21 protein-coding genes and 1 tRNA gene are annotated in these 21,065 nt (G+C 58.5%); 11 read left to right on the plus strand and 11 right to left on the minus strand.

Going from position 1 to position 21,065, the window contains the following annotated elements; translation table 11 throughout:
- The first annotated feature begins 234 nt into the window (after positions 1-234).
- From QP995_RS04955 to secA, 3 genes are all read left to right on the plus strand, one after another.
- Positions 235-492 (plus strand): hypothetical protein, encoded by a 258-nt coding sequence (locus QP995_RS04955; protein ID WP_141737802.1) that lies wholly within the window; start codon positions 235-237, stop codon positions 490-492.
- Between the two features lie 161 nt (positions 493-653).
- Positions 654-1,313: a ribosome hibernation-promoting factor, HPF/YfiA family gene (gene hpf, locus QP995_RS04960; protein ID WP_016422210.1), complete on the plus strand. Its 660-nt coding sequence runs from the start codon at positions 654-656 to the stop codon at positions 1,311-1,313.
- Positions 1,314-1,474: 161 nt separating this feature from the next.
- On the plus strand, positions 1,475-4,177 hold the full coding sequence (gene secA / locus QP995_RS04965; protein WP_070545755.1) for a preprotein translocase subunit SecA: 2,703 nt from the start codon (positions 1,475-1,477) through the stop codon (positions 4,175-4,177).
- Between the two features lie 3 nt (positions 4,178-4,180).
- Here secA and QP995_RS04970 read toward each other — a convergent pair whose 3' ends face one another.
- Positions 4,181-4,804: a hypothetical protein gene (locus tag QP995_RS04970; RefSeq protein ID WP_049172812.1), complete on the minus strand. Its 624-nt coding sequence runs from the start codon at positions 4,802-4,804 to the stop codon at positions 4,181-4,183.
- A 287-nt stretch (positions 4,805-5,091) separates the two neighbouring features.
- Here QP995_RS04970 and QP995_RS04975 point away from each other — a divergent pair, with 287 nt between their 5' ends.
- From QP995_RS04975 to QP995_RS04990, 4 genes are all read left to right on the plus strand, one after another.
- The gene (locus QP995_RS04975) at positions 5,092-5,502 is read left to right on the plus strand and encodes an HAD-IA family hydrolase (protein ID WP_038627918.1); all 411 of its coding nucleotides are present in this window, start codon (positions 5,092-5,094) and stop codon (positions 5,500-5,502) included.
- Positions 5,502-5,993, plus strand: a complete 492-nt coding sequence (locus QP995_RS04980; RefSeq protein ID WP_049172814.1) for a DUF6912 family protein — start codon at positions 5,502-5,504, stop codon at positions 5,991-5,993. Before QP995_RS04975 ends, QP995_RS04980 begins: the two co-directional genes overlap by 1 nt.
- A 329-nt stretch (positions 5,994-6,322) precedes the next feature.
- On the plus strand, positions 6,323-7,387 hold the full coding sequence (locus tag QP995_RS04985) for a flavin reductase family protein (protein WP_049172816.1): 1,065 nt from the start codon (positions 6,323-6,325) through the stop codon (positions 7,385-7,387).
- A 69-nt stretch (positions 7,388-7,456) separates the two neighbouring features.
- A complete protein-coding gene (locus QP995_RS04990) occupies positions 7,457-8,797 on the plus strand; it encodes a fatty acid desaturase family protein (protein ID WP_049172818.1) in 1,341 nt (446 codons plus the stop codon).
- Here QP995_RS04990 and QP995_RS04995 read toward each other — a convergent pair.
- Genes QP995_RS04995 through aroA form a run of 3 tightly spaced genes read right to left on the minus strand, consistent with a single transcriptional unit; the run spans position 8,794 to position 12,693 of the window.
- Positions 8,794-10,179, minus strand: a complete 1,386-nt coding sequence (locus tag QP995_RS04995) for a chloride channel protein (RefSeq protein ID WP_049172820.1) — start codon at positions 10,177-10,179, stop codon at positions 8,794-8,796. The two genes, QP995_RS04990 and QP995_RS04995, sit on opposite strands and share 4 nt — an antisense overlap.
- Positions 10,166-11,212, minus strand: coding sequence for a ribosome small subunit-dependent GTPase A (gene rsgA, locus QP995_RS05000; protein WP_070566230.1), 1,047 nt, complete (start codon positions 11,210-11,212; stop codon positions 10,166-10,168). The genes QP995_RS04995 and rsgA overlap by 14 nt, the downstream gene beginning before the upstream one ends.
- Positions 11,213-11,214: 2 nt before the next feature.
- Positions 11,215-12,693 carry a 3-phosphoshikimate 1-carboxyvinyltransferase gene (aroA, locus tag QP995_RS05005; RefSeq protein ID WP_284852979.1) on the minus strand — a complete coding sequence of 493 codons (1,479 nt, stop codon included), beginning with the start codon at positions 12,691-12,693 and terminating at the stop codon, positions 11,215-11,217.
- Between the two features lie 70 nt (positions 12,694-12,763).
- On the opposite strand from aroA, the gene QP995_RS05010 reads away from it, so the two are divergent.
- A complete protein-coding gene (locus QP995_RS05010) occupies positions 12,764-13,459 on the plus strand; it encodes an SOS response-associated peptidase (protein WP_016422219.1) in 696 nt (231 codons plus the stop codon).
- A 39-nt stretch (positions 13,460-13,498) separates the two neighbouring features.
- Here the strand turns inward: QP995_RS05010 and ybaK are convergent, their stop codons facing one another.
- Complete coding sequence (ybaK, locus tag QP995_RS05015; protein WP_049193314.1) at positions 13,499-14,011, minus strand: Cys-tRNA(Pro) deacylase; 513 nt, start codon at positions 14,009-14,011, stop codon at positions 13,499-13,501.
- A gap of 98 nt (positions 14,012-14,109) precedes the next feature.
- Here ybaK and QP995_RS05020 point away from each other — a divergent pair, with 98 nt between their 5' ends.
- The gene (locus QP995_RS05020) at positions 14,110-14,739 is read left to right on the plus strand and encodes a sigma-70 family RNA polymerase sigma factor (RefSeq protein ID WP_049172829.1); all 630 of its coding nucleotides are present in this window, start codon (positions 14,110-14,112) and stop codon (positions 14,737-14,739) included.
- Between the two features lie 20 nt (positions 14,740-14,759).
- Entirely contained in the window at positions 14,760-15,044 is a 285-nt protein-coding gene (gene rsrA, locus QP995_RS10865; RefSeq protein WP_038629430.1) for a mycothiol system anti-sigma-R factor, read from the plus strand.
- A 152-nt stretch (positions 15,045-15,196) separates the two neighbouring features.
- Here the strand turns inward: rsrA and QP995_RS05025 are convergent.
- The 4 genes from QP995_RS05025 to QP995_RS05035 form a co-directional block, all read right to left on the minus strand.
- Positions 15,197-15,269: transfer RNA gene (locus QP995_RS05025), tRNA-Ala, on the minus strand.
- Positions 15,270-15,633: 364 nt separating this feature from the next.
- The gene (locus QP995_RS10910) at positions 15,634-15,708 is read right to left on the minus strand and encodes a 50S ribosomal protein bL37 (protein ID WP_014300525.1); all 75 of its coding nucleotides are present in this window, start codon (positions 15,706-15,708) and stop codon (positions 15,634-15,636) included.
- 89 nt (positions 15,709-15,797) lie between these two features.
- A complete protein-coding gene (locus QP995_RS05030; RefSeq protein ID WP_005511107.1) occupies positions 15,798-16,067 on the minus strand; it encodes a WhiB family transcriptional regulator in 270 nt (89 codons plus the stop codon).
- Between the two features lie 485 nt (positions 16,068-16,552).
- Positions 16,553-17,659 carry a diacylglycerol/lipid kinase family protein gene (locus tag QP995_RS05035; protein WP_284852980.1) on the minus strand — a complete coding sequence of 369 codons (1,107 nt, stop codon included), beginning with the start codon at positions 17,657-17,659 and terminating at the stop codon, positions 16,553-16,555.
- A gap of 100 nt (positions 17,660-17,759) precedes the next feature.
- On the opposite strand from QP995_RS05035, the gene QP995_RS05040 reads away from it, so the two are divergent.
- Positions 17,760-18,218 (plus strand): hypothetical protein, encoded by a 459-nt coding sequence (locus QP995_RS05040; protein WP_224783785.1) that lies wholly within the window; start codon positions 17,760-17,762, stop codon positions 18,216-18,218.
- Here the strand turns inward: QP995_RS05040 and QP995_RS05045 are convergent.
- A complete protein-coding gene (locus tag QP995_RS05045; RefSeq protein ID WP_284852981.1) occupies positions 18,215-19,546 on the minus strand; it encodes an Rv3212 family protein in 1,332 nt (443 codons plus the stop codon). The genes QP995_RS05040 and QP995_RS05045 overlap by 4 nt on opposite strands.
- Positions 19,547-19,614: 68 nt before the next feature.
- Positions 19,615-20,979, minus strand: a complete 1,365-nt coding sequence (locus QP995_RS05050) for a DEAD/DEAH box helicase (RefSeq protein WP_049193361.1) — start codon at positions 20,977-20,979, stop codon at positions 19,615-19,617.
- Positions 20,980-21,065: the final 86 nt, after the last annotated feature.

The raw sequence follows: 21,065 nt of genomic DNA on the forward strand, positions 1-21,065 counted from the left end.
TCGGCCAAAGAACGGGGCAGTGGTGAAGCCAGACGAATCATGGGGGCCGTGTTCGCCGCTGCGGTACGAAGGCTAGCCTCTGATGGCCATATAATGCCCCCGGAAATTACCCCCGTCATTTTGATTCCCGCGCCGACAAGATCGTCATCCCGTCGACAACGGGGTGGGGACCCGGTAACAATTGCCTGCGACTTTGCTTGCAGTCAGCTCCCCTCCAGTTCGGTATTGCCCCTGGTGCGCATTGGCGGGCGCACGCGGGATTCCGCGGAGCTGGGGGCTTCTCAACGCAGACGAAATCTTTCTGGCCACATTGTGCCGCTGACGCAATTCAAGCGCGGAATTAGCGACAAGCTGCGACAACGCTGTGCGCAGGCGACAGTAATTCTGGTTGATGATGTGGCCACTACTGGTGCCACTGCAGCGGAAACCGAGTTGGTGGCAGCGTCATTGGGGATTCGCATCGACATGGTGTTGGTGCTCGCCCGGGCGTAGACGCAGGGGTGTCGTCGGCAAGCGAAAAATAAACGAGGGGAACGTGGCATTGGTTACCCCCGGAACTGTATCCTGGGGGTGCAGAAAGACTCGTCACCGTAGACGCCGTGAGTAATCCCGCTCACGGAAGGGCGGTGGCCATACCGGGAGGTAGGTAGCAAGTGTCCACACCTGCTGACAACAACGAGGTACTCAGCCCGAACGCTCAGGTGACCATCACCGGGCGCAATGTTGAGGTTCCAGAGCACTTCGCAGATCGTGTTAAGGCGAAGCTGGCGAAGATTGAGCGCCTCGACCCGACTTTGACCTTCTTCCACGTGGAGCTCCAGCACGAGCCGAATCCGCGCCGTGCAGACCGCTCTGACCGTATTCAGATCACCGCTACTGGCAAGGGTCACCTGGCTCGTGCGGAAGCCAAGGAAGATAGCTTCTACGCTGCACTGGAGTCTGCTCTGGGCAAGATGGAGCGCTCCCTGCGTAAGGTGAAGGCTCGCCGCAAGATTAGCCGTTCTGGCCACCGTGCACCGATGTCCGTCGGCGAGGCAACTGCTTCGCTGGTTGCAGAGGCTGAGGCAGCGGCTCCGGAAAAGGCTGATCCGTACGAGGATCTGGTTGAGGACGTGACCCCGGGTCAGGTTGTGCGTACCAAGCAGCACTCCGCAACTCCGATGACGGTGGAAGATGCTTTGTCTGAGATGGAGCTCGTCGGTCACGACTTCTACCTCTTCGTTAACGAGGCAACCTCTCGTCCGTCCGTGGTCTACCGTCGTCACGCATACGACTACGGTCTGATTGAGCTGGCAGACGAAGACGAGAAGTAAGTCTTCACCAAAAAGAGCACGCAATACCGCGCAGAGCTGTGTATTGGTAAGTAATTGCTCACATGAGCCCGTCTTCTCTTAGAAGGGAAGGCGGGTTCGTCGTATAATCAACCGTTGCACATTAAAGTTCGACGTGAATCGGCCGGAAAGGTCCCAATTTAGTGTTTTCGCTCAGCAAGTTGCTCCGCATTGGTGAAGGCCGCGCTGTCAAGAGGCTTGGCAATATTGCAGATCAGGTCATCGCCAAGGAAGACGAGTACGCAGCTCTTTCAGACGATGAACTCCGTGCCAAGACCGAGGAGTTTAAGAAGCAGCTGGCTGACGGTGCCGATGTAGACGATTTGCTTCTGGATGCTTTCGCCACGGCGCGCGAGGCATCCTGGCGCGTGCTGGGGCAGAAGCACTACCGCGTCCAGGTTATGGGCGGTGCGGCACTGCACTTCGGCAACGTTGCCGAGATGGGTACTGGTGAAGGTAAGACCCTGACCTGTGTGCTGCCCGCATACCTCAATGCGTTGGCAGGCAAGGGTGTTCATGTCGTTACGGTTAATGACTACCTGGCTAAGCGTGACGCGGAGTGGATGGGTCGAGTCCACCGCTTCCTGGGGCTTGAGACTTCCGTGATTCTCTCTGAGCTCAGTCCGGACCAGCGCCGCAAGGCCTATGCTGCCGACATCACCTACGGCACGAACAACGAGTTCGGCTTTGACTACCTGCGCGATAACATGGCGCATTCGCTCGACGATTTGGTGCAGCGTGGGCACCACTTTGCCATCGTCGATGAGGTTGACTCGATTCTGATTGACGAGGCCCGTACCCCGTTAATCATTTCCGGTCCGGCAGATGGCGATCCGCACTGGTACCTGGCGTTCTCCAAGATTGTGCCGCGTATGAAGCGCGACATTCACTACGAAGTCGATGAGCGTAAGCGCACCATCGGTATTCGTGAAGAGGGCGTTGAATTCGTTGAGGATCAGCTGGGTATTGCCAACCTGTATGCTCCGGAAAACTCCTCGCTGGTCAGCTACCTGAACAATGCCCTGAAGGCCAAGGAGCTGTTCACCCGCGACAAGGATTACATTATCCGCAATGGTGAGATCCTCATTGTCGATGAGTTCACCGGTCGCGTGCTGGCAGGCCGTCGCTATAACGAGGGCATGCACCAGGCAATTGAGGCCAAGGAAGGGGTGGAGATTAAAAACGAGAACCAGACGCTGGCAACCGTTACGCTCCAGAACTACTTCCGCCTCTACGACAAGCTGTCCGGTATGACCGGTACGGCTGAGACCGAAGCGGCTGAGCTGCACCAGATTTACAAGCTGAATGTCATGTCGATTCCGCCGAATCGCCCGAAGCAGCGTGAGGATCTGCCCGACCTGATTTACAAAACGCAGGAGGCAAAGTTTGCCGCTGTTGTCGAGGACATCCGCGAATGCCATGAAAAGGGCCAGCCAGTTCTCGTTGGTACGACGTCAGTTGAGAAATCCGAGTACCTTTCCAAGCTCCTGCAGCGCGAAGGTATTCCTCACTCTGTGCTGAACGCTAAGCACCACGAGAAGGAAGCTGAGATTGTCGCAGTGGCGGGTCGTCTCGGAGGCGTTACCGTGGCAACTAACATGGCCGGTCGTGGTACTGACATTGTGCTGGGCGGTAACCCGGACATCATCGCTGACCTGAATCTGCGCTCTCGTGGTCTGGACCCGGTGGAAACTCCGGAAGAGTACGAAGAGGCGTGGGACGCTGAGATTGAGCGTGTTCGTCAGCAGTCGAAGGAAGAAGCTGACAAGGTACGTGAGGCCGGTGGCCTCTACGTCCTGGGTACTGAGCGTCATGAGTCACGCCGCATTGACAACCAGTTGCGTGGTCGTACCGGTCGTCAGGGTGACCCGGGTGTTACCCGCTTCTACCTGTCCATGCGCGATGATCTCATGGTTCGCTTCAACGGTCAGCGCATGGAAGCGCTGATGAACACTCTGAATGTCCCGGATGACGTTCCTATCGACTCCAAGGTTGTCTCCAACTCCATTAAGAGCGTCCAGGCTCAGGTGGAAAGCCAGAACTTCGAAATCCGTAAGAATGTTCTGAAGTATGACGAGGTTATGAACCAGCAGCGTAAGGTCATCTACGCTGAGCGCCGTCGCATCCTCGAAGGTGAGGATTTGAAGACTCAGGTCCGTGACATGCAGGACGACGTAGTCGATGCGTATGTCAACGGTGCCACCGCTGACGGTTACGTGGAGGATTGGGACCTCGACGAGCTGTGGAATGCCCTTGAGCAGCTCTATAGCCCGACGTTTACCGCGCAAGAGCTCATTGATGGCTCTGACTTCGGTACCCCGGGTGACCTCTCGGCCGATGAGCTGTCCAAGGCTCTGCACGCGGACATCTCGGCCAGCTACGACCAGCTTGAGGATGCGGTCTCCGCAATTGGCGGCGACGACCAGATGCGCAACATCGAGCGCTTCACCATCCTGAACGTCATGGACCAGAAGTGGCGCGAGCACCTCTACGAGATGGACTACCTCAAGGAGGGCATTGGCTTGCGCGCCATGGCCCAGGCTGACCCGCTGGTGGAGTACCAGCGTGAGGGCTACGACATGTTCACCGCGATGATGGACGGCATCAAGGAAGAATCGGTTCGTCAGCTGTTCCTAATCCGTAAGCAGGTTATGCCCGCAGTGGAAAACACTGAGGGACAGGAGAATCAGGCTCCAGCTCTGCCGACGGAAGCTGCTGAGCAAAATCAGCAGATGACCTACTCCGGTCCCAGCGAGGACGGCAGTGCAGAGCAGCAGCGCGTGGATCAAGAGTCTGAGGGCAACCGAGCGCAGCGTCGGAAGGCGGCTCGCAAGCGCCGTCGCTAAGCACTAAAGCACCCGAAACGCGGTCATGGTCCATGGCCGCGTTTTTGCTGTTCCGCGGCGGAAAGTGCCCGTGAACGCGCGAACGCGCGGACCGACACGGCAACTACCCAGGAACTCGACCTTCTTGCCGTCCGCGGAAGCGCTGGCGTGAAAGGATTGCAACGCGACACCCTTGAGGCTGGTGTTCTTCGACAGCGTGAGTATCGCAGCGTGAATAATCGGGTCGATATTGATGCGACGTAGATCGTTGACTCGCCTGCGACCCGCGATGATGTCGAAGACGCGGCGAGTAATCGTGCCAAGCTCCTGTCTCAGATTCTGTTCACAGTGCTGGACGACGTGCGGTGTTTGCGGCGTCTTTTTTGCAGCAGGAGCGGCCGCGACGGGCGGTAATGCCGTCATGACAGCGGCTCCGGTGGCAGCCGAGCATCCGCTGTAGGTCGGTGCCACTTTTGCGGTTTGAGAGGCGGCGGCATTAGCTGACTGGCCGAGTTGAATTGTGTGGAGAAGCGAAAAGCCCGTTGCCGGTTCAATGGATTCCCTGCCACTGGAGCGGTGCTCAGCGGCGTGCGACAGCGCGTAAGGCATCGGTGTCTGAGATTTTGGTACGTGAGACGTTGGTGCCATGGATTAATCCCCCTAAAAACTCTCCATTGGCAAGTTCCCCCTTGCTGAAGACCATTGTCCTACAAGTGCTTTAAGTGTGCAGCTTGTGAAGGGGAATTCACGGCCGGCGTGGGGGGATTGTGGAGAAGGCGCAGTCGCGAAATGGGCTGAGTGTTTCGCTGTTAATGGTCCTATCGGTTTCCGTCAAGGCCGTTCTGGTCGTCTACAAATGGGCGTAACGAACAGCCAATTAACACGCTGAACTGGAAAAAAGGCAAACGTGCAGGTCATGCGATAAACTACAGGCCATGCGCGGAATGATTATCGATTACTGTGGTGTCCTTGACGGCACGGATGAAGACCAGGCACGTTGGCGTAATTTGCTGGTAGAGGCGCGTGCAAATGGTGTTGGCCTGGCAGTCCTGTCGAATGACCCAGGTGGCCCATCGGCGGATCCGATTCGCAAGCTCGAAGATGAGGGCCTGGTAGACGCAGTTGTGCTCTCTGGTGAAATTGGCCATGAGAAGCCTTCGGCAGAGGCTTTTAATGCAGCCGCTGCGGCTATTGAACTGCCGGCACGGGACTGCGTGTTGGTAGATGATTCGATTGAGAACATCCATGCGGCCGTCTCTAACGGCATGGTGGGAGTCTTCTATCAGCAGTTCGACCGCGCAGTGGTCGAGATTGCCGGTCTGCTGGGTCTCGAGGGCGAGTTCTAATGCGCGTCTATATCCCAGCGACTTTCTCCATGCTTGAGGCGCTTAAGGAGGATGAGCTCTTCCACGCCCGCGGTGGTTGGGGCTTTGCTGTCACTGAAGCGCTGCGCGATTTCTTTACTGAGGGCGATGATGAGGAACTGGCAGACGTAGCCTTTGATGAGGCTGCGCGTGCGTCGCTCCGTCTGCTCGATGCCGCAGAAGAGAAGTTCCCGCACCGTCGAGTGGTCATTTCCGTTGATGTGGAGGCGGAGCCGCAGTCGGATATGGGAGATGCTGTGGTTAAGGTCGGCGGCCCAATTTCGCTTGCCGACGTTGCAGCTCTCCACATTGATGTGGAAGAGGCGGAAAGCAAGGTTGAGGCTGCGATTGATGCCGTCGATAAGGCAGATCTCGGTGACGAGGATGCGGAGCTCACTGTCGGCGATGCGCTGGAGATCCCGCTGGCGTGGTACGACGTAGCTGAGCTCGGCATGGTGGTCGACTTCCTGTAGTAGCGCGTGCTCGGCGTTAAAGAAGGGGACTGGGTTTAGGAACCCAGCCCCTTTTTTGTATGGCACAAGTGTTTTCAGTGGGGGTATAAAAGACGGGATTGTTTTGTGTGGATAAGCTCCATGTCAAAGGGGGTGTTTCGCACGGGAGTGGGGGTAATGACAATTTCGCTATTTGTGTCAAAATCATTTGTTTCTCTTGACCAATAACTTACCGCTCCGTAGTCTACGTCTAAGTAACCTACGGACACGTAATAATGAATCGGGTGGGGCATGCCTACTGATGAACAGCGTTATTACTTGTTCGCCCGTGACAGTCAGGAGGGCCAAAAATGGGGCTTAAGACCAAAGTTTCCCGGGTATTCAAGCATTTATCCACGCCACTTTTGCCCGATGATTACACGCATTTGCTAAATCCGCTGTGGTCAAGTCGCGAGCTGCGCGGTCAGATTGAGGCCATTAATCCCACATCTCCTACTTCAGCAGAGTTGATAATCCGTCCGGGTTGGGGGATGCCAACAGACTTCAAGCCAGGCCAGTTCATCGGACTTGGCGTAGAGGTCAAGGGGAAATACCTGTGGCGTTCCTACTCGCTGACAAATGCGCCGCGGCCTCATGACGGGCTGCTGACTATCAACATCCGTGCGCTAAACGACGGCTATGTGTCCCAACACCTCGTCGCCAATGTCAAGCCGGGTACTGTCGTCCGCCTGGCTGCCCCGGCTGGGGATTTCCATCTTCCGGAGCCGCTCCCAGCCCGCATTGCGTTTGTTACCGCAGGCTCCGGCGTAACTCCGGTGATTTCCATGCTGCGTGATCTTTCAGCTCGCAATGCCTCAGTGGAAGTCGAGCACATTCACTCCTACCGCGGCGAGGCAGAAGCTGTGTTTGTCAATGAGCTTCGCGAGCTGGAACAGTGCAGCGCTACTAGCGCGTTGAAGTATCGCCTGCATGCCCGGAATACGGAGACGCAGCCGCGGATTGACGCTGCGGCGGTTACCGACATCATTGCTGACTTTGGAGCGCTGGCATCGTCGGCAAGCGCCTACGCCTGTGGTCCGGTTGAACTGCTGAAAAACCTTGAGCCGGAGTTTCCCGGGCTGCGGACGGAACGTTTCACCGTTGACCGCTCGGCGGCAGGGGAGGTCGGCGGCACGGTGAGTTTAGGCAGCCGAGGCGATATCGACGTAGACGGTGCAACCACCATCCTGGAGGCGGCCGAGAGCGTCGGGGTTGACCTGCCGTACGGCTGTCGGATGGGAATTTGTGCGACGTGCGTGCAGCAGCTCTCCGACGGCGCAGCGCGGGACATCCGCACCGGTGCGACGTTTGTGGCGGGGGAGCGGGTCCGAACGTGCGTCTGTGCGCCGGCGGGGCACGCGCGTATCGAACTGTAAGTTCGCCCCACATCTATCTCAACCTGTATTAACCAGGAGAAACTACCTAAAGGAGTTGGGACCCTTCCCATGGCAATTTCTGATATCGCATCGTATGCGCACTTGAGCGAAGAAGACGTCGCAGAGATTGGGCGTCGATTTGCGGAAATCGAAAAGCAACACCGCGATTCGCTGGGGCAGAAGGATGCTCGCTACATCCGCACGCTCATCCGCATTCAACGCACCCTTGAGGTGACTGGTCGAGGTCTGCTGATGGTACCGACAGCCGGCATGGCCCTGAACAAACTAGGGATGCTGCCGAAGTCGTGGAAGAACACCGCGCACTGGGGTTTCAAATGGGCGGGTGCCTCAGCGCTGGGGCTGGCAAAGATTTTGGAAAACCTCGAAATCGGCCACAACACCATGCACGGTCAGTGGGACTGGATGAATGACCCCGAGATTCACTCGGCCACCTGGGAGTGGGACAATTCCTGCCCATCCAGCGGGTGGAAGCACTCCCACAACTTTGTCCACCACAAGTACACCAACGTGCTCGGTATGGACAACGATGTAGGATATGGCATTCTCCGGGTGACTCGTGACCGCCGTTGGAAGCCATCGACGCTGCTGCAGCCGGTGACAAACGTGGTGTTGGCCAGCCTTTTCCAATGGGCAGTGGCCTTCTATGACGTCGAGCTCGGGCGCGTGTTCGCCGGCAAGAAATCCTGGGATGAGGCCCGACCGCAGCTCATGGAGGTGCTCAACAAGTCGGGGCGCCAGGTGCTCAAGGACTACGTTCTCTTCCCGGCGATGGCGGGTCCGCGTTACCGTGAGGTGGCCTTTGCGAACATGATGGCCAACCTCGCCCGTAATCTTTGGGCCTACGCGGTCATCTTCTGCGGACACTTTCCGGATGATGCCGAGACTTTCACCAAGGAGCAGTACAACACCGAGGACAAGAGTGAGTGGTATTTGCGCCAAATGCTGGGCTCGGCGAACTTCCACGGTGGGCTGGCGCTGTCGGTGCTCTCAGGAAATCTGAATTACCAGATTGAGCACCACCTGTTCCCGGACATGCCGTCCAACAGGCTCGCGCAGATTTCGAAGCAGGTTCAGCAGATCTGCCGGGAATACGACCTGCCATACAACACGGGGTCGTTCCCGAAGCAGTTCTTCCAGGTCCAGCGCACGCTGCTGAAGTTGTCGCTGCCGGATCGTTTCTTAGTCGCTGACCCGGACAACGCCCCAGAGGTACGTTCGGAGACGGCGTTCAAGAAGTATCCGCAGGTTGAAGCGGAGCTCCAGTCCAGTTCCCCGCAACGCAAGGGCTTAGCGACGGGCCTGCGAATGCTCCGCCGTCTTCGCCCAGGTGTCCGGGAAATTGTCCGGGCCTACACCGGTCGCTCGACGCACACTGCTGCGCGCGGTTAGCCCTCGGCCCGCTTGCGAACCGCAGCCGCGACTGCTGGTTCGCGGTTCCATGGCATTGATTGCTTGTGGGGGAGCCGTAGCCAGGCGCGAATCATGGTCACGGTCAGCGTCGCAGTTGCACCAGCGAGGAAGAGTGCTAAGTAAGCCGAGGAATTCTGGCCGGTGAACTCCACGGTCACGATCAGTGCGAAAAGTGGGGCTGCCATGGACGCCGACAGGAAGGCCGCCGCGCCGAGAATCGCAAAGTCGCTCAGCGGAACTGAGGGCATCAATGGCTGTACGAAGCAGCCGACGATGAAACCGCTGAGCGCGCCAAGGGCAAAGCCGGGAGTCAAGAGACCACCGACGGCACCAGAACGGAAAGTAACGAGAACCGCGATAGCTTTCGCAATCAGCAGGATGACTGCAAAACCCAGCAGCGGGCGGTCCATGAGAACTGTGGTCGCAGCGATACGGCCATTGCCCAATACTTCTGGAACCCACAGTGAAATCACACCAACCAGTGTGAATGCGAGGGGGATGGCCCAGGCAGAGTGCCAGCCAGTCGGTGCTGTGTCCGACATTCGAGAGCTGAGAATGCGAAATGCGTAGCCAATGGCACCGCAGATAACACCGATGAGCAGTGCTGCCCCGAGGTTGCCCCAGCCGTCTGAGAGATTAATTGGGCTGTAGAGCGGGCTACTGCCGACCACGATGCCCGACGTCACCGTGGCGATGGCTGAACACGCCAGCACCACCATCACCGCGGTAATGCTCAGTGAGCCCAGCAGAATCTCCAACGAGAAAACCGCTCCAGCCAACGGGATGTGATAAATCGCCCCCAGGCCGGCACCGGCTGCTGCTGCGACCAGAATACGGCGGTGTAGCGGATCGATGCGCAGTCGATGCGACATCTGCGAGGCCACCATTGCACCGAGCTCACGCGGGGCATTCTCGCGTCCCATGGATGCACCTGCAGCGACAGTCGCCATCTGCAAAAACACATTGACAAGAGTTGACCACACAGGCATGGGGCGGCCGTGCATGCCCGCTTCAACGCTTTCAACAGGCTTCGCCTTTGTGCGAAGAGCTGCCCAGATTGGTCCTGCAATCAGCCCCGCCAACACAATTCCGACAAAGCGCTGTAAACCAGTGGTGCCATCGGTTACGACCGCTACGTCACCCTCGTGCTGCCCGTAGACCGCGTACTCGATGCCGTGCATGATCAGCGCGAGCCCGGCAGCTCCGAGCCCCGTCGCAAGACCCACGATAAGCGTGTAGATGCACAGCCGAATCCAACTGCCGGGAGCGGGGTAGAGTCCGGAGCCCGCTTTGTCCGACTCAGCACCAGCCGCGGCTTCAGAGGGCGTCTCCACAGAATCGGTGTGGCTAGTCTCTTTCAATGTCCAGCTCCCAGTCCTCGTTGTCGCTGATGGCGCTCAACAGGCGACGCACGGCCATCGCTCGACGGTGCTGAACTCCCTCCAGCTTGTCGAGGGCGCACTCTGGATCCGCGGGCGGCCCCAAATGGGTGCAACCACGTGGGCATTCATCTGTCGCTGCCTGGATATCTGGAAACGCCGCCAGCAGCGTCTCCGGTGTCACATGAGCCAGACCAAAGGAACGAATGCCCGGGGTATCAATAATCCACGACGCCGCATCGTCATCGCTTTCCGACGGCAACATCAGCGCCACCGACTGCGTGGAGGTATGGCGGCCCTTACCCACACCACTGACTTCGCCGGTCTCACGGTTGGCTTCAGGAACAATCCGGTTGACAAGGGTCGATTTCCCCACACCGGAATGCCCAACCAAAGCTGTCACTCGTCCTGGGACATCGATGAGTTCTGACAGAGGAGCCAAGTCATCATTAATACCGCAGACAACGACATCCACTCCGAGTGCCGAGAACTCCCCGGCAAATTCCTCTGGGTCGGCCAGATCGGATTTAGTCAGACAGAGCACGGGGCGGACACCGCCGGCGTAGGCCGCGACCAGCGCGCGTTCGACAAAACCGGTGCGAGGTTCAGGATCGGCGACTGCGCACACAATGAGCAGCAGGCTGGCATTGGCCACGACGATGCGCTCATACGGGTCATTGTCATCGGCGGTGCGACGCAAAACCGTGCTGCGCTCTGCCAGCTTGACGATGCGGGCCAGTGTGCCCGCACGGCCGCTGACATCGCCTACGACACCGACACGGTCACCGACAACGATATTGGTGCGGCCGAGCTCGCGGGCACGCATGCATGTCACTGCAACATCAGGGTTGTTATCGAGGACTACACCCCAACGACCACGATCCTTGGTCACCACCATGCCCCAGTGGGCATCGGCGTGGCGGGGGCGATCCTTCGTCCGTGGTCGCGACCCTTTACCGGGGCGGATGCGTACATCGGACTCGTCCCATTGCCGTCCACGCCTGCGTGCCGCCACTGTTATTTCCCTGCCTCGGTTCCGTTGTCCACACCATCAAGTCGAGCTTCGACTGACTTTTCCAACGAACTAGGGCTGGGGGAGGCCAGTCCGAGCATCTCCAGCCAGCGCAGATCGAATCCAGGCATGGTCTTAGCAGTGGTACCGATATTTTCGACTTCCACGCCCTCCGTGCGCAGGCCAACAATGGCACCAGCGGTGGCCATTCGATGGTCGGCGTAGCTGTGCCAGAGGCCACCGTGGAGCGGAACGGGGTCGATCGCAATGCCGTCGTCAAGCTCGGTCGCGCAACCGCCGAGACGGTTGATTTCCGTGGTGAGCGCGGCGAGACGGTTGGTTTCGTGACCGCGCAGGTGTGCGATACCCGTCAGCTCGGTGCGGGTAGTGGCCAAGGTGGCGATGGCGGCGACAGTGGGGGTCAGCTCGCCAATCTCGGACATGTCCATCGTGAGTCCGCGCAGCTCCGACGGCTTTGAGCCCACGACGGTGAGGCTGGTGCGGCCACTCTCGTGACGGTTGAACGTCACGGTAGCGCCCATAGCGGTGAGGATCTCGCGGATGCGGTCGCCTGGCTGCGTGGTGTGCTCTGGCCAGTCGGGCACGGTGACGCTGCCACCAGTGACAGCCGCAGCGGCCAGGAAGGCGGCGGCGTTGGACAGATCGGGCTCGACCTGCCAAGTACGACCCATCATTTCGGTGGGGTGAATGGTGAACGTTGTGCGTGGTCCCTCAGGTGTGTCGGCCGTGGTCTCCTCGACCTGCACACCGGCCTCGCGAAGCATGTCCAGGGTCATGTCAATGTGCGGGCGGGAAGGAATCTCACCGGTCGGGCGAAGTACCAGGCCACGGCCATAGCGCGGTGCTGACAGCAACAGACCAGAGACGAACTGGCTCGAGGCCGAAGCGTCAATTTCCACTTCGCCGCCGATGTCCGGCAGATCCTGCTCCTGGACCGAGTCACCGAGGCGGTTGCCCTGATTCGGGCCCTGCGGATTGACCGTGAAGGGAAGCCCATTGCCCGCGATGTTCACACCGAGGCTGCGCAGGGCATCCAGCACGGCCGACATCGGGCGAGCCTTGGCCTCTACGTCGCCTTCGAAGAACACCGACCCCTGCGCAAGAGCTGCGATAGGTGGCACGAAGCGCATAACCGTACCTGCGAGACCACATTCCACGACACCACCGCGAAGCATGCGTGGAGTGACGCGGAGCGTGTGGTTCGGGGCACCCGAATATGTCGAGTCGGCACTGATGTCAGTTCCCAGGGCCTGCAGTGCGCGAATCATAAGATCGGTATCGCGAGAGCGTAGAGCACCATGGATAACCGATGGTGTCGAAGATAGCGCCGCGATGACAAGGGCACGGTTCGTAATCGACTTCGAGCCGGCAATCTGCACCGTGGCGTTAAAAGGCTGTCGACCGGCATCGGCACCGTCGACACTTACAGTAGGGGCGGACCAATTCTGATTTTGGGAACACACACAACCAATTATGGAACACTTTCACTCCATACCTCGACTAGAGGGGGAGTCAACGGCACAATCAGTTGGTATGTGTGGTCGTTTCGTCAATTTCACAGTCGCCGAAGAACTGCTCAGCACAACTGCTGAGATTCCCGGTTTGGCGCCCGTGCGTGCCGACGGCCCGTTGCCCACCTCCCGCTACAACATCGGCCCGACCATGCCAATAGTTGCTCTTGCCCGCGAGCACCCCGGCCGCACAGGAACCATTGCTGCCACCGTGCGCTGGGGTTTAATTCCGCAGTGGGCCCGCGAAGTGCCAACAAAACCTTTCTTCAATGCCCGTGCGGAAACCTGGCAGTCCAAACCGACTTTCCGGGACGGCCTGCCCTGCGCAATCCCCATGAACGGTTGGTATGAGTGGAAGAATCGCCAGCCCTACTTCGTCAGCTTCAGCGATGACGCACCGCTTTTCACCGTCGCTGGGCTGTGGGCGCGCTGGGGCGATATCGTCTCCGCCACAATTCTCACCACCGACGCCGTGGGACAGCTCGCGGATCTGCATCATCGTATGCCGCGCGTGCTTGCCGACGACGAAGTCAGTGACTGGTTGGATCTCTCGGCCTGGGCAGCAGACGGAGATGTTGGCATGACCAGCGCAGAAGTGGTGGACAAGCTGACCATCCGACCGGTCAACCGCGCCGTCGGCAATGTTGCGAATGAAGGGCCGCACCTGCTGAATGGGCCCGATGGAGCAGCACCCGGCCACAACGAGGAGCTGTTTTAAGGCCGTATCAGCGGGGAGGTTGCAGGAGTAGCCGCAGGGTTAGCGGGCGATGTCGGCGACCGTGGCGTCGCAAAGCGAAACCAGATCAGCGGGTGACAGTTCGATGTCCCACCCGCGGCGACCACCGGAGACAAACACAGTGTCGGCGAGAGTGGCTGTCTCATCAATGACGGTGGGGAGCTTGCGGCGACCGCCAAGCGGGGAGATGCCGCCGGGAACGTAGCCGGTGGCAAGTGACGCGTCATGGGGGTCGGCCATCGTGGCCTTGGAAGCCCCGACAGCCGCGGCAGCGGCCTTGAGGTTGAGCATTCCGGTGGCGGGGACGACGGCGATGGCCAGCCCAGTGCGTTTGCCGGATAGCTCGATAATGAGAGTTTTGAAGATGCGTTCGGGCTCGACTCCGAGATGCTCTAGTAGCCAAGAGGCGGCCTCTTCGCCGAAGTTGTCGCTGCCGTGGGGGAATTGGTGAACGTGGAAGTCGATTCCGGCGTTCTGACAGACGGCGATTGCCGGGGTGGCGGCAGCGGATTTCTTGGCGGACTTCTTCGACATAATTTCCCATCGTTGCACACCAGTGCCGCCACGCTACGAAATGCCTGGTGACGGGGGTCTGGCCGACTCGTGGGTGCGGATGTTTTAGGATAGGTAGCATGTCAGGTGATCAGACAGGAACATCGGCCATCCGGACTGATGAGTCGGATGAGGAGCTTGCGCAGCGCTTTGAGCGTGATGCCATGCCGCTTTTGGATCAGCTCTATGGAGCGGCGCTGCGGATGACACGCAACCCCGCCGATGCCGAAGACCTGGTGCAGGAGACCTACATCAAGGCTTTTCAGGGCTTCCGCTCCTACAAGCCGGGCACGAACCTGAAAGCGTGGCTCTACCGCATTCTGACGAATGCGTACATCAACAGCTACCGCAAGGCGCAGCGACGTCCTGCCGAGTACGCCACCGATGACATCACGGATTCACAGATCGCGGAAACCGCGTCGCACACTTCGATAGGGCTGCGCTCTGCTGAGGTTGAAGCGCTGGAAAAGCTTCCTGATGAGGAAATTCGTGACGCTTTGATGAGCCTCAAAGAGGACTACCGGATGGTGGTCTACTACGCCGATGTCGAGGGATTGCCCTACAAGGAAATCGCCGAAATCATGGGTACGCCCATCGGAACTGTGATGAGTCGGCTCCACCGTGGAAGAAAACAGCTCCGAGACGCGTTGCACAACGTAGCCGTGGAACGTGGATTCTTGAAAGAAGAGAAGGGAGATTCTCCGCGATGAGCCGAGAGTCGAGCCAAGATATGGAGCAGACGCCAGAGCGCGGACACGCCTGTGAAGATGCTTTCTGTCAGGATGTCCACTCGCGCCTACACGCATTTTTGGATGGAGAGTGTGATTCGGAGGAGCGCCGCTTTCTCGAGGAACACATTCACAAATGCCCTCAGTGCTTGGAAGAGTTCGGTTCCGAGCAAGCTATACGACGGCTGCTGCGCCGGTGTTGCCAGCAACCTGCCCCTGAGGACCTCCGTCAGCGCATTACCACTCGGATTCGCGTGTCCTATACGCGGGTGGAGTACCGCAGGTAGCTGCTGGCGGCTAGGTTTTGGTGCGTCATCTTTTGGCGCGTATTCCTTTGATGCTTAATGCGATGTTGCGTAATACGGTAATGCGGTAATGCGTAATGGGAAAATCCCAGGTCACGGTGATGTGGCCTGGGATATTTTTGTGGAGCTATTTGTGGAGCTAAGGGGAATCGAACCCCTGACCTTCGCATTGCGAACGCGACGCTCTACCAACTGAGCTATAGCCCCATTGCTTTCGAGCAACCTAGCTGGAGCTGCTGTAAAAGCTCTGTTTTCAGACGTTACTCCGGTGGGGTTTGGGCTCCAAACTCGCTGGTAAGGTTCTGGCGGATGGTTAATCCGGAAAGCGAGGATGCGGTATCGACGAGGCATCGAAAAGGTGTTGAAAGTGACTAGGTTTATGACAAAAAACCGCGGGTGAATTCAATTCACATGTCATAAACCTAGTCACTTTCAGATCTGCTACCCGTTGAGGTATCCGCTGGAGGCATAAAAAACTCCACCCCGTCCCTCGGTGCAATACCGAGTTGTGCCGGGGTGGAGTGAGATGTCTTAGCCGGTGATGGCTAAGACTGCTGCAACTAAGGGCAACTTAGCTGTTCGGACGCTTGCCGTGGTTAGCCTTGTTCTTACGGCGGTCCTTGCGCTTACGGCCACGCTTGCTCATAGCTGGGCTCTCTTTCTATCGGGTTAAACAGGTATCAACCGGTATAGATTACACGGTCACCGTGTAACCCTATTAATCAGACCGGGGTATTAGACTGCGGTGCTGGTGCGAGTGCGACGGGTGCGGCCGCGGTTGCGACGGCGCTTCAGTGCGCGACGCTCATCCTCGCTCATGCCGCCCCAGACACCTGCATCCTGGCCGGTCTCAAGTGCCCAGGCCAGGCACTGAGCAGTAACAGGGCAACGGTTGCAAACGACCTTGGCCTTAGCAATCTGGGCGAGGGCCGGGCCGGAGTTACCGACCGGGAAGAACAGCTCCGGATCCTCTTCACGACAAACGGCCTTGTGACGCCAATCCATGACAAACTCCTAAAACATTACGAGCCCCGGGTGAGGGCAGGGTTAAATTTCCTTGCGGGAAGGCAGCTCCGGAAATGGATTTCGTCAGACACGACAAATCGCCGTATCTCAACGAAGGTTGGGGTTCATTCCCGGTTGCCCAGGGGTATTAGGCATCTTGGGAGGGGCCACCTGTTCCATCGCCTATACGACGTGAAAGGTAGTGGGGACTCACCAAAGAGTTTGCGCCTAAAAAGGCGAGACTTGCATGGTTACACAACCAGTGAACTGCGTGCCTGTCTCGCTGACGATTTACATGTTTTCACGACTGGGGCGGTTCGTAAAGAGCAAAATGAATAAAAGTGCCAAACCTCACAGAAAAGTGAAGTTTTGGTTAAAACGCCAGGTCAAAACTAGCCCTTTGTGGGGGTAAAATTAGTTTTGGTAATTGCAGTAGTGAGGGTGTATGGCGCATTTTTGTTGGCTTGTCAGTAAACAGTTGTAGTTTAAGTCGGGTTTGCCTCGGCTTTTTGGCTAGTACTGAACAGTCGGCGTGTGCGATCCATGACCTTTTTGGTCACCACAACGAGCAAGCGCTCGTCCACGGGGCGGGTAGCGACTTTCTTGGTGAACTGGTCCTCGGTGTAATCGTCGGCACGCGCCACAAAATTGATAGCGCCTTGCTTAACACGGATGTTGAGGGACTCACACTGATTGATGTACTCGCCGTCCAACTGGAGACGAAGTGGGGCAGTAGCGGTGAGCTCGATGTGCTGGACGTTGTCGACGCGTCGTTCGCGGGCTTCGACGTGGAAGGGGGAACGCAGTCGGGTGAAGAAACCGGCTAAATTGGCTGCGGCGACAAGTCCCGTCACTCCCCTCAGGGAAGTGAAGCCATAAAAGCCCAGGCCCCTGCGTAGGGACACAGTGGGGTTGGTGACGATGGGGAGGTCGCCGAGGAATGTCCAGGGATTGGAGTTGGACACCACGGCCATTGCGAGATCACGGCCAAACTCCGTGCCGTCGATAGTTGCGGTGATTTGTGGCGGGCTTTTGCGCAACTGATTCCATGCGGTGAAAATTGCCGGCAAATAGCGCACGGCTTTGGCGCGGGTACCGTTTTGTCGGAGCTGTTCCATGGTGGAAATGACTTCCGCATCAATGCCGATACCGGCATTGACCACGAAGCATCGCTCCGCTGCATGTCCAACGCTGATAGTGCTGCGGGTTCGGGAGCGCAGCAGACTTGCGATGTACCACGCGGCATCTACGGGGTCGCGGGGAATACCCAACGCACCTGCCAAAACGTTGGCGCTGCCGGTGGGAATTGTCGCGATGGCAGGCAGGTCAGTGGCAGGCAGTGCGGAGAATGGGTTGGAGTTCATGAGCCCATTGACAATCTCGTTAATGGTTCCGTCGCCGCCGAGAGAAATAATGACGTCGTAATCGCGAACCGTTTTACCCGCCACCATTTCCGCAGCATGGCCAGGGTAGGCGGTAAACATGGATGTCAAGCGAATCCCCTCGACCGAGCGAAGCGCCCGCACAACGCCGGGCATACGTCGAGCAGTGTTACTGGTCGAATTCGGATTGGAGATTAGCAACGCACGCACAGGCACCAAGAATAGTGCATGAGCAGACTTGTGATGGGCGCATTAGCCGGTATGCCTCCAGGGTGTATTCATCGGTTCGCACCGGGCTAACATGTAGGGCGTGAGTAACCAGAAAAACAGCAGCAATGCGCCCAAATCGCGTACTACCGACCAGCTTGCGGCAGCCGACGGGCCGATCGCCGCACCTCAGGTTGTTATGGTCGGTGCGTGGATTGGTGTCGCCGAATGTGCCCTCGGTCTGGGCTACGGGATCTTCCTTCTCATTCGTGATTTGATGGGGTACCGCGACGAGGCCGCGGTCATTTCCGGTTGGGGTACCGCGCTGTGGTTCCTTCTCATTTTCGGCGCTGTTCTCGCTGGTGCGATTATGTTGCTGCGTGGCGCCCGATGGGGGCGCGGGCCGATTATTATGCTCAACCTCTGCTTGCTGGGCGTGGCCTATTACATGTTCCGCTCGAGCGCTTTTCTGCTTGCTCTACCGACGGCGGCAGCTTCAATTGCTGCGCTGGCCTGTATGTTTAGTCCGAAGGCGATTGATTGGGCTGCCCGCTCTTTCTAAGCTTCGATGGCGAACGCGTCGACTGACTCACCGCGCTGAACTAGTAGCGTGTCACCGACAACTGCAAGGCGCACGGGCACTTCCGGCTTGTCCGCATTATTTGCATGAGTGGACTTCGCAGCTGCAGGCAACGGGAGTGTGCCGATAATCTCGAGAGTCTTGGCATTCAATACCGCGACTCCGTCAGCGACTGGCATGAAAACATGCTCACCCCATGGAGCTGGGGTTCCTGTGGCCTCAGGAAACTCGAAATCCGGCGCCAGGGTGCTCGGGCGGAAGCCCAGTAAACCACGCGGCGACCACCACGTCATGTGATGGGGAAGATCCGTTGTAAAAGGCGCACGCGGGGCATCGCCGTTGGAGTTAGCTTCCGCCGGTGCTGGGCGCAGAGTAGTCTCATCCAGCGCCAATTCAGTCAGCATCGTGCCGTCCATACGAAAAACTCGGATGCGATTGTCTGACAGTACCGCCGCCGTGTCCTGGCCAATCGATACCAGTGACATATCTGCAGTTACCGGACCAAGGTCAATATCACTCTTGACCTCTGGTTTCCGCGATTCCTCCGGATTTGCCGCCTGCATGACCAGACGTCCGTGACCATCGCAGTTGTTTACAACGGCCAGCAGCTCCACGCGTGTGAGCGCACTGATAATCGAACACTCTGGATGTGGCTGCATCTTCGGTTCCGGAGATGCTGGAACCTTGCCGTACTCGACTACTCGGACCAAGTCAGAGCGCCACAGCTCCAGGAATCCAGAGTCGTAGACACCCGCGTATGAATTCGAGCGCACGGCGGCAGGGCTGTCAGCAGCAATCGATTTTCGGGTCGCGACATACTGTCCCGAATCGGGCTTGAGTGCAACGGTCTCACCGCAGCCAGCTGCCCCACGAAAAGTCGCGAAAACTTGGCCATCACTGCCCGAGAGCGCACAAAGCGGAATATCTCGTCGATAGTGCCAGCGCTCCGTGCCGTCGTTAAGCGAGATAGCACGCACGCCCCGGTCCTCAGCAACGATGAGGGAGTTGTCCATCACCAGTGGCGCCGGGGAGATGGTGTGCGTGCTTGTGCTTGCCGACGATTCGGTGGACCACACCGGCCGGAGAGTATGTGGCATTGCCTCCGGATCGTTCGCGGCCGGGGCTTGCGCTGTGCTGCTCGTCGGTGCCGTGGATTCAGTGCGATCGACCTTACGAGCCGGAGAAGCGACCCATGTCCAACCGACGACTAGCACTACGGCGATGATGAGAACTACTGATGCGATTCGATTGCGGCGCAGTCGGGTCTCTGCAGTGGTGGGCTCAGCGTTGGCTTGTGGTGACTGCAGCACGGTTGGAATGTCCTGTCGACGAGTGGTCGTGGCGAGAGGTGAGGTGGGGAGTTGGCACGCGCAGCGGCCTAGCTGCGACGATGAGAATTGGAGTGGCCGTCCCGCTTTGAGCTTCGTCCTTGGCCGCGATTGCGATGATGAGACTGTGAGCGGTTGTTTCGCGGGCCTCTTCCGCCACGCCCGCGAGGTGGCCGGGAACCCAATACCGGGCGGGCTGGCCCGACCTTCTCATCGATCCCCTCGGGGATGTCTAGAGCTTCGGCGAGCTCGGGGGAGGTGGAAAACCACGTCGGAATCTCGGCCATGTCCAGGTCGAGAGCATCTGAAATAGCCTTCCACTTTGTGGTTTCATCCCAGCCGACGAGCGTAACGGCGACACCGCTGTGTCCCGCGCGGCCGGTGCGGCCGATGCGGTGGACATAGGTCATTTCGTCATCAGGCACCTGGTGGTTGATGACGTGGGTGACATCGTCGATATCGATACCGCGAGCCGCGACATCGGTTGCGACCAGGACGTCGACGTCGCCATTGCGGAACGCCGTCAGCGAGCGCTCACGTGCAGGCTGGCCCATATCGCCGTGGACGGCGGTGACCAGGAAGCCGCGCTCGCCGAGCTGCTCAGCAACCGAGGCGGCGCCGCGCTTCGTGCGAGCAAAAATGATGGTGCGACCACGATCGTTGGCTTGCAGGATGCGGGCAATGACCGAGACCTTATCCATCTGGTGCGATTGGAAAACAATCTGTTTAGTGGTCTCGTGGACTGTGGCCTCTTCCTCGCCTGATTCAGCGCGGATGTGCACCGGGCGATTCATAAAGGTACGTGCGAGAGTCAGAATTGGGCCCGGCATTGTTGCCGAGAAGAGCATGGTCTGACGTTCATCTGGCACCGCAGCCAGAATCTTCTCGATGTCCGGCAGGAAACCCAAGTCGAGCATTTCGTCGGCCTCGTCGAGAACCAAAATCTTTACGCCTGACAGCTCTAGATTATTGCGCTGGTAAAGATCGATGAGACGGCCCGGAGTGCCGACGATGATGTCCACGCCGCGGTCTAGCTGTTCAATCTGTTCCTCATAGGGGCGGCCACCGTAAATGGTGCATACACGCAGATTGGTTGAGTGCGCAGCGCGGGCTAAGTCCTCGCCGACCTGCACGCACAGCTCACGGGTGGGAACGACGATGATTGCGCGGGCAGTGCCATCCGGTTCTGGAATGCGGGCGTCATCAAAGACGCGGTCAATGAGGGGGACACCAAACCCAAGGGTTTTTCCCATGCCAGTACGGGCTTGGCCGATGATGTCCGTGCCGTCGAGCGCCAAGGGCAGCGTCAGTTCCTGGATGGCAAATGTGCGGTTGATTCCTTCGTCGGCGAGTGCGTCGCAGATTTCCGCGGCGACCCCCAATTCGACGAATGTCGGGGACTGGGACTCTGCCACGGCGACTCCTTTGCTGTTTGTAACCTCACGTGACACGACGGCTTAATCGGTCTCTCTAATCCTAGCCGCTTTGGGAATGGTTATGA

Origin of the sequence: Corynebacterium sp. MSK032, assembly GCF_030232065.1 — a bacterium.
Lineage (GTDB): Bacteria > Actinomycetota > Actinomycetes > Mycobacteriales > Mycobacteriaceae > Corynebacterium > Corynebacterium jeikeium_D.

Excerpts from the sequence above, each read along its gene's own strand:
- QP995_RS04970 (WP_049172812.1), bottom strand. The coding sequence starts at position 4,804 with ATGGCACCAACGTCTCACGTACCAAAATCTCAGACACCGATGCCTTAC.
- QP995_RS04975 (WP_038627918.1), top strand. The coding sequence starts at position 5,092 with ATGCGCGGAATGATTATCGATTACTGTGGTGTCCTTGACGGCACGGAT.
- QP995_RS04980 (WP_049172814.1), top strand. The coding sequence starts at position 5,502 with ATGCGCGTCTATATCCCAGCGACTTTCTCCATGCTTGAGGCGCTTAAG.
- QP995_RS04985 (WP_049172816.1), top strand. The coding sequence starts at position 6,323 with ATGGGGCTTAAGACCAAAGTTTCCCGGGTATTCAAGCATTTATCCACG.
- QP995_RS04990 (WP_049172818.1), top strand. The coding sequence starts at position 7,457 with ATGGCAATTTCTGATATCGCATCGTATGCGCACTTGAGCGAAGAAGAC.
- QP995_RS05010 (WP_016422219.1), top strand. The coding sequence starts at position 12,764 with ATGTGTGGTCGTTTCGTCAATTTCACAGTCGCCGAAGAACTGCTCAGC.
- ybaK (WP_049193314.1), bottom strand. The coding sequence starts at position 14,011 with ATGTCGAAGAAGTCCGCCAAGAAATCCGCTGCCGCCACCCCGGCAATC.
- QP995_RS05020 (WP_049172829.1), top strand. The coding sequence starts at position 14,110 with ATGTCAGGTGATCAGACAGGAACATCGGCCATCCGGACTGATGAGTCG.
- rsrA (WP_038629430.1), top strand. The coding sequence starts at position 14,760 with ATGGAGCAGACGCCAGAGCGCGGACACGCCTGTGAAGATGCTTTCTGT.
- QP995_RS05030 (WP_005511107.1), bottom strand. The coding sequence starts at position 16,067 with ATGGATTGGCGTCACAAGGCCGTTTGTCGTGAAGAGGATCCGGAGCTG.